Below are 7,556 nucleotides of genomic sequence, written 5' to 3' on the forward strand. Positions count from 1 at the left end.
GTTTGCTTAAACAGCCATGGCCGAGGCTTTTTGGGTCGGGTGGGCCGCAGCGTGGCGGTTCACCGCGCTTAATATCGCCAGGAACGAGGCCGTGACAATATCCGCATTGATGCCTACCCCGAAACCGGTGCTTGAGTCGCCGATTCGGGCTTCGACATAGCAGGCGGCCTTGGTTTCTGTGCCCGTGCCAATGGCGTGTTCGTGGTAATCCATAATACGAATATCCAGATCAAGCGCATTGACAAAGGCCGAAATCGCGCCGTCGCCGTGGCCGGTTAACTGACGGGTCTCGCCTTCGTGTTGAAGTTCGACCTCGATCGAGAATTGCTCTCCGGTTTTGGCCTCGGGTGTGCCGGTAATGCGGTGGCGCACCAGTTTCCAGGGGGTGTTCAGGCCAAGATATTCGCTGCTGAACAGGTTGTAGACCGCGTCCGAGGTTACTTCGGCGCCGGTTTCGTCTGAAACACGCTGAATGGCGCGGCTGAATTCAATTTGCAGGCGGCGCGGCAACACAAGGCCGTGCTCTTGCTCGAGCAGGTACGATACCCCGCCTTTGCCCGACTGGCTGTTGACGCGTATGACGGCGTCGTAGCTGCGGCCAAGGTCGGCCGGGTCGATGGGCAAGTACGGAACTTCCCAGAGCGCGTTGGGTTGCTGCTGGGCAAAGCCTTTTTTAATCGCGTCTTGGTGCGAACCCGAGAACGCGGTAAAGACCAGGTCGCCTGCGTAGGGGTGACGGGGGTGCACCGGCAACTGGTTGCAGTATTCAACACAGCGCCGAACTTCATCGATGTCGGAAAAATCGAGCCCCGGGTTGATGCCTTGGGTATACAAGTTGAGCGCAAGCGTGACCAGGTCGACGTTGCCGGTGCGCTCGCCGTTGCCGAACAAACAGCCTTCGACGCGGTCGGCGCCCGCCATGACGGCGAATTCGGCGGCCGCCACGGCGGTTCCCCGGTCGTTATGCGGGTGCACGCTAAGCACGATGCAGTCGCGCTGCTTAAGGTTGTTGTGCATCCATTCGATCTGGTCGGCGTAAAGATTGGGCGTAGTCGCCTCGATCGTGGCGGGCAGATTGAAGATAATCTTGGATTCCGGCGTGGGCTGCCATGCTTCGCACACTGCGTTACACACTTCAAGGGCAAACTCGGGCTCGGTGGTGCTGAAGACTTCAGGCGAGTATTCGTAGCGCCACGAGGTTTCGGGGTGCTGCGAGGTATATTGCTTGACCAGCTTGGTGCCCGTGACGGCAAGCTCGCGCACTTCGTCTTTGCTCATGTTGAAGACGATTTTGCGAAATGCGGGGGCACATGCGTTGTACAGGTGAATAATGGCTTTCTTGGCGCCCGCGGCGGCCTCGACCGTGCGCTGTATCAGGTCTTCGCGCGATTGGGTCAGGGCAATAATGGTGACGTCGTCAGGAATACGCTTTTCGTCCACCAGTTTGCGTACGAAATCGTAATCGGTTTGCGAGGCCGAGGGGAAGCCCACTTCGATCTCTTTAAAGCCGATCTTCAGCAACTGCTCAAAAAACCGCAGCTTGCGGTCAACGCTCATGGGTTCGATCAGCGACTGGTTACCGTCGCGCAGGTCGGTACTCATCCAGATGGGCGGATGTGTAATACGCTTGCTGGGCCACGTGCGTTCAGAGTAGTCTTGATCGAACGCAACAAACGGACGATATTTATCGGATGGGTTTGAAAGCATAAAGCACCTATTTACTAATTTTGTGTGTGGGTATCAGTTGTGGCGCTGGTGGAAGGCGAAGCCGGCTTGTGCAGCCGAGTAAGACAAACTGATAGGTATCGGCGTGGCGAAAAGGCTGCCGAACTGCCACACGACGCTAGGCTCGGCAACCGATCGGTAGCAGCAGCGATAGGGCCGAAGCAAAGGAAGGAGCGCGGCGAGCGCCGGCTTGAGCAAGGCACGCAACCCCACCGGCAAATGTATTGCCGTTGCTGAAAGCGGTAGGGGTGACGTACTGAGGGTTCATATTTATAGTCTAAACATTGTTACGCTCGGGTGCAAGGGTGTCGGGTGTCGTTGCGCCCAGTATTTGAGCCTGTTGGCGCGCCAGTACGATTTTTGCGGCTCTGCCCGAGCGCAGTTCGGCGGCAGCGTGTTGTAAAACGCCAACGGTTACTGGGCGGCTGCGATCTTGCCAGGCCCAGCGCAAGACTTCGCGGGCAGGTTCAGACAGTTGGCCGGCCAAGGCCTGGAAAGTGTCGGCGGAAACAATCTTGCCCCGCACGTGCTGTCGGCGAGACTGCACGAAACCCACCAGAAAATACGCGATGATAAGCGTGCACAGCGCAACAAGTGCCCACCAGAAAAATGCGTTGTAGCGCTGCAGGAAAGCAGTGGCCTCGGCGCCAAGCACCTGCAAGCCCGAGTAATCCATTCTGGCGCCGAACGCCACGAGCCGGTTCAGCAGCACATACCAGACCAGGGCCACCACCGCTACCACCACGGTGCACAGGATTTTTTGCGTTGCTGTAAGCTTGAGCAGCGTACTGCGCAAGATCGCATGGTCTTGTGGGGTCGCCAGGGTGCTTGAATTTTGTTTCATGCCAATAATTTTACCTATGCAATCGCGCCAGTCGATCGAATTACGCCAGCATCAGCGTCTTGCGCTGACTCCGCAGCTGCAGCAAGCCATACGGCTGTTGCAGTATTCGTCACAGGATCTCGAGCAAGAAGTGGCGCAGGCCTTGCAGGACAATCCGTTGCTCGAACAAGTAGAAGAGTATGACACCGAAGGCGCCGAGGCGGAACAGGGCGATACACAAAGCGATGCAAGTTTTGGCGAGGCGCGTCTTTCGTCGCCCTTGCGGCGCGACGTTGACGACGACTATGTGCGTCCCGAAGCTGCACCCGCTGCCGATTTGCGACAGCATCTTCTGGAGCAGTTGCGCCTGACGCGTGCCACCGCGCGCGATCGGGTTCTGGTCGAGCTCTTGATCGACGAGCTGGATGATAACGGCTACCTGGTCACCCCGCTATCTGAACTGGTTGCCTTGTTGCCCGAAGAGCTGGGTGTTGAGCGTGAAGAATGGCAGACCGCGCTGCGTCTGCTGCAATCGTTTGACCCCGCCGGCGTCGGTGCCGTGTCGGTCCCCGATTGCCTGTTGTTGCAGCTGGATCGGCGCGAGACCCAGGTTGGCGCAGAAGTTTTGGCCTGCGCGCGCGAGCTGGCGCGCGATCATCTGAGCCTGCTCGCAACGGGTGACCTTGTGCCGTTGCGTCGTCAATTAAGGTGCGAGCTTGAGGTGCTGCGCGAGGCGCGCCGCTTATTGCTGCAATTAGACCCAAAGCCGGGGCGGGACTGGGCGCAGAACGTGGCCGACTATGTTCGACCTGAAGTGGTGGTGCGCAAGTCTTCGGGCCGCTGGAAGGCGTCGATCAATCCTGCGGCTGTTCCGGCCTTGCGCGTCAACGCAGACTACGAACGCATTATTCGGCAGACGCGGCAAACGGGTGATGCCGCCCTGCAACAACAAGTGCAGCAGGCGCACGGCCTGATCAAGGGCATACATCAACGTTACGAAACGATCTTGCGTGTGGCTGAAGCTGTCGTCGAGCGTCAGCAAGCGTTTTTTGAACAGGGTTCGCAGGCCATGGCCCCCCTTGTGCTGCGCGATATTGCGCAGGTGCTTGGCATGCATGAGTCGACCGTGTCGCGTGCAACGCGAGGCAAGTATGCGCAGACCCCTTGGGGGGTGTTCGAGTTGAAGTTCTTTTTTACAACAGCAGTAGGGCTGGACGACGGCGACGCGACCTCGGCCGCGGCGGTGCGCTCGTTGATTCAAGAACTGGTCGAGCGCGAGCCTGAAGGCAAGCCGCTTTCGGACAATCGTCTCGCGGCGTTGCTGGCCGAGCGGGGCGTCGTGATCGCCCGGCGCACGGTGGCCAAGTATCGCGAGGCGGCGGGTATACCGGCGGCATCGTCAAGACGCGCAAGGGCTCGCCTTCAAGGGGCCCAATGAGCCCTACAGGTTTTTTTACAATTTTCTGAAGTGGGCTCGGCCCCAAAGCGTTGCTTTTTGTCCGAGCCTAGATAATAATGGTTCTCATGTATATTTGCATATGCCGCGCAGTTACCGAGCGCCAAGTCATCAACGCCGTTGCCGACGGCGCCGAAACCCTGGTCGACCTTCAAATTGACCTGGGGGTTGCCATGTGTTGTGGCCGTTGCGCCGACACTGCCAGCGAATACCTGCCCGGCGGGCGCGAGGCCGAGTACCTCTCTGCCACCGAAATTGACGCCGTGGCTGAAGTGGCCGCCAACGACGCGTCGGTAGGCGGTATGGTGGTTCATGCCGTTGCTCGCCGCGCCTAGTGTTGGGTTGCAACAGGTAACAAAATTATCGGTGCGCGCCCAGAAACCGGGCACCGCGGCAAATTGCCCCGATCTGCCCCGGTAGTCATATGTGGTTACCACGGTTTCACGCTTTGGGGGGCCTCAAACGGCAAGCCAGAGCGTAGTTGCCCGCCAACTGATAGCAACAAAGAAACGTATTCCCATTTCGCAAAATTCGTGTGTTTATGCGGGTTTCCTGGTGCCTGAACGGAACTCGATGCGGCTGATTATTTAACCTTGTCGTGGTAGGCTACTACCCATAAGACAAGAAGTAATCATGATGCCGCGCGAGCGGCTCCAGGGCTTATCAGGAGAACCCCATGAAAGGCGACGCTACTGTTATTCAGCATCTGAACAAGCAGCTTACCAACGAGCTTACGGCCATCAACCAGTATTTTCTGCATGCGCGCATGCTTAATCATTGGGGCCTGAACAAGCTGGGCAAGCACGAGTACGACGAATCAATCGGCGAAATGAAGCACGCCGACCGCCTGATCGAACGCATCTTCATGCTCGATGGCCTTCCCAATCTGCAAGACCTTCATAAGCTGCGCATCGGCGAAAACGTTCCAGAAATTCTGGCGTGCGATCTAAAGCTGGAAACCGCCGCCCACACCACGGTAACCGAGGCTATCGCCTATTGCGAGTCGGTACGCGACTACGTGTCACGCGATCTGCTCGCCGAAATCCTTGACGACACCGAAGAGCATATCGATTGGTTGGAAACCCAGATTGAACTGGTCGAGAAAGTAGGGCTGCAAAATTACTTGCAGTCGCAAATGGACGAGTAATCTGATCTTTGCTGTGTATGGCGAAACGGCCGGCTCCTTTTGGGGTCGGCCGTTTGAGTTTGCGCCCCATGAGCCTCAAACGTGAGCCGTCGGTGGTGGGGCTGTCTGGGACGGGCGTTGGAGGGCGCTGCCTCAAACCGCCCGGCCCAGACAGCCCCGCCGCCGACGGCGTTTAAAAACTCAAAAAACGCGCACGAGTCACGTCGGCCTAAGCTCGGGCAGGGCCTGCCTGCCGGAGCGGCGGCGATTTTCGCCTAAAAAACCAGAATCGTCTGCAAACGCACAGCTAAAAACCTTAAAAGTTCCGAGCCGGACAATCGGCCACGCGCCCCCAGGCGTTGTTGGGTGTGCAGTACTTGTTGCGCGCCGCCCAGGCACAGCTGGGCCGATCAAAGAAGCTTTCTGCATCGCAAGCTTGCAGGTCCTGGCGCAATCGGGCTTGCCAAGCGTTGTTGTTGGCGCCGCCCACAGGCGCTGACGCCACTTGCGGAACAGGCATTTGCGGCGCTTCGATGGGCTGCAGGGGTCCGCCGCCCGAGTTGCCCTGGCCGCCTTGATTCAAGGTGCCCATCAGGTCGCCCACGTCGGCGATGCCTGTTAGCTTGTTTGAGCCGCCGGCGGCTATTTGTTGTGCCTCGACCAGGGTAATGGACGTGGTCGAGACGGCGATGACCTGATTCGACTTGGTTTCGTCCAGCGACGACTCAGGTATTTGCCAGGCGATCTGGGGTGGGTCCTCGGGTATGGCCAGGCGGCCGTCAAGCAAGGGCTGCGGCGGCTCGGCCGTGTAGGGCCTGCCGTCGGCATCGAGTACGGGCACGGCCACTAGCGGCGCGTGGTGCGCGGTGGTGGTGGCAACCGGCCCATGCGCAACCAGCCACTCACCCAGCCGCAACCCGCCCCAAACGGAGGCGCCTGCGGCCAGTATCAGGATTGCAAAAATTAAACGCCAAGACATTACGGTCCTTCCGTGGTGCTTTACTGGTCAAGTATAGAACGATAGCGGGACGTCCCCACGAGGGATGTAAGCGAGTTATGCGAAGACCTGGCCGCTATGTTCGCGCATGTCATGGAACTTGATCGCGGGGTACAGCTCTTGGGCGACACGCAGTTGGGCGGGCGAGCCGGCCAAAAAAGCCACGGCATCGACCACGTCGTAGGCGATGTTGGCCGAGTTGGCTTGCATGAACTTGCGCAGCTCTTTGGGGTCGTCCGCGGTGATCCAGCGTGCCATGTTGTAGCGCGTGGGCATCATTCGGGCCTCAACACCGTATTCCGTCTTAAGGCGATGGGCCACCACTTCAAACTGAAGTTGGCCGACGGCACCCAATAAAAGTGCGCCGCCCGCAGCTTCCGGGCGAAACACCTGAATGGCCCCCTCTTCGCCCAACTGGGTCAGGCCGGTACGCAACTGCTTGATTCGCAGGGGGTCTTTGACTTCCACCGCCTGGAAAAGCTCGGGTGCGAAAAACGGCAGACCGGTAAATTGCAGGCTTTCACCTTCCGTCAGCGCATCGCCCAGATGTAATACGCCGTGGTTGGGTATGCCGATGACATCGCCGGCGTAGGCTTCGTCGACCAGTTCGCGGCGTTGCGACAAGAACGACACGACGTTGTTGGGCCGAATTTCCTTTCCGGTACGAACCACCTTAAGTCGCATGCCCCGCTGGAACTTGCCCGAGCTGACACGCACGAAAGCGACCCGGTCGCGATGGGCGGGATCCATATTGGCCTGCACCTTGAAGACGACGCCGCTGAACTTGCTTTCTTCGGGGCGCACCTCGCGTTGCAGCGCCTGGCGCGCACCGGGAGGCGGCGCGAAATCGACCAGGGCGTCCAGCACCTCTTGGACGCCGAAGTTATTGATGGCGGATCCGAAAAAGACCGGCGTTTGTTTGCCTTCGAGAAAGGCCTGATGGTCGAACTGCGGCGAGGCCTCCTGGATGAGCTCAATCTCTTCGGCGGCCTTGGTAAAGGCGTCGCCAAAGCGGCGGGCAATTTCCGGATTGTCGATACCGTCGATGATTTCGTCATCGCCGGCCCGGCGCTCTTGGCCCGCCTTGAAAACACGCATGCGGTTGAGGCGCAAGTCGAACACGCCACCGAACGATCGGCCCATGCCCACCGGCCACGACAGCGGGACGGTGTCCATGCCAAGGTGCGATTCGATCTCGGAAAGCAGGTTCAGCGGCTCTTGAACTTCGCGGTCCAGCTTGTTGACGAAGGTGATGATGGGGGTGTTGCGGGCCCGGCATACTTGAAGCAGGCGTATCGTCTGCGGCTCGACACCGTTGGCGGCGTCCAGCACCATCAATGCGGCGTCCACGGCTGTCAGCACCCGGTAGGTGTCTTCCGAAAAGTCCTGGTGGCCGGGGGTGTCAAGCAGGTTGATCACACAATCGCGG

Annotated in this window: 7 protein-coding genes; 3 read left to right on the plus strand and 4 right to left on the minus strand. The window is 59.1% G+C overall.

Annotated features, from left to right (window positions below; all coding sequences use genetic code 11):
* Positions 1-6: 6 nt before the first annotated feature.
* On the minus strand, positions 7-1,707 hold the full coding sequence (gene leuA, locus VL003_RS09355) for a 2-isopropylmalate synthase (protein WP_325441808.1): 1,701 nt from the start codon (positions 1,705-1,707) through the stop codon (positions 7-9).
* Between the two features lie 295 nt (positions 1,708-2,002).
* Positions 2,003-2,569 carry a hypothetical protein gene (locus VL003_RS09360; RefSeq protein ID WP_325441810.1) on the minus strand — a complete coding sequence of 189 codons (567 nt, stop codon included), beginning with the start codon at positions 2,567-2,569 and terminating at the stop codon, positions 2,003-2,005.
* 16 nt (positions 2,570-2,585) lie between these two features.
* Here VL003_RS09360 and rpoN point away from each other — a divergent pair, with 16 nt between their 5' ends.
* The 3 genes from rpoN to bfr all read left to right on the plus strand — a co-directional run bounded on the left by rpoN (position 2,586) and on the right by bfr (position 5,151).
* Positions 2,586-3,986: an RNA polymerase factor sigma-54 gene (rpoN, locus tag VL003_RS09365; RefSeq protein ID WP_325441812.1), complete on the plus strand. Its 1,401-nt coding sequence runs from the start codon at positions 2,586-2,588 to the stop codon at positions 3,984-3,986.
* 86 nt (positions 3,987-4,072) lie between these two features.
* A complete protein-coding gene (locus VL003_RS09370) occupies positions 4,073-4,339 on the plus strand; it encodes a (2Fe-2S)-binding protein (protein WP_325441813.1) in 267 nt (88 codons plus the stop codon).
* A 341-nt stretch (positions 4,340-4,680) separates the two neighbouring features.
* Positions 4,681-5,151 carry a bacterioferritin gene (bfr, locus tag VL003_RS09375; protein ID WP_325441815.1) on the plus strand — a complete coding sequence of 157 codons (471 nt, stop codon included), beginning with the start codon at positions 4,681-4,683 and terminating at the stop codon, positions 5,149-5,151.
* 295 nt (positions 5,152-5,446) lie between these two features.
* On the opposite strand, the gene VL003_RS09380 is transcribed toward bfr, so the two are convergent.
* On the minus strand, positions 5,447-6,109 hold the full coding sequence (locus tag VL003_RS09380; protein WP_325441817.1) for a hypothetical protein: 663 nt from the start codon (positions 6,107-6,109) through the stop codon (positions 5,447-5,449).
* A 75-nt stretch (positions 6,110-6,184) separates the two neighbouring features.
* Positions 6,185-7,556, minus strand: a 1,372-nt coding sequence (locus tag VL003_RS09385) for a peptide chain release factor 3 (protein WP_325441819.1), incomplete at its 5' end; no start/stop codon positions are given.

Source organism: Pusillimonas sp., assembly GCF_035515275.1.
Lineage (GTDB): Bacteria > Pseudomonadota > Gammaproteobacteria > Burkholderiales > Burkholderiaceae_B > Pusillimonas.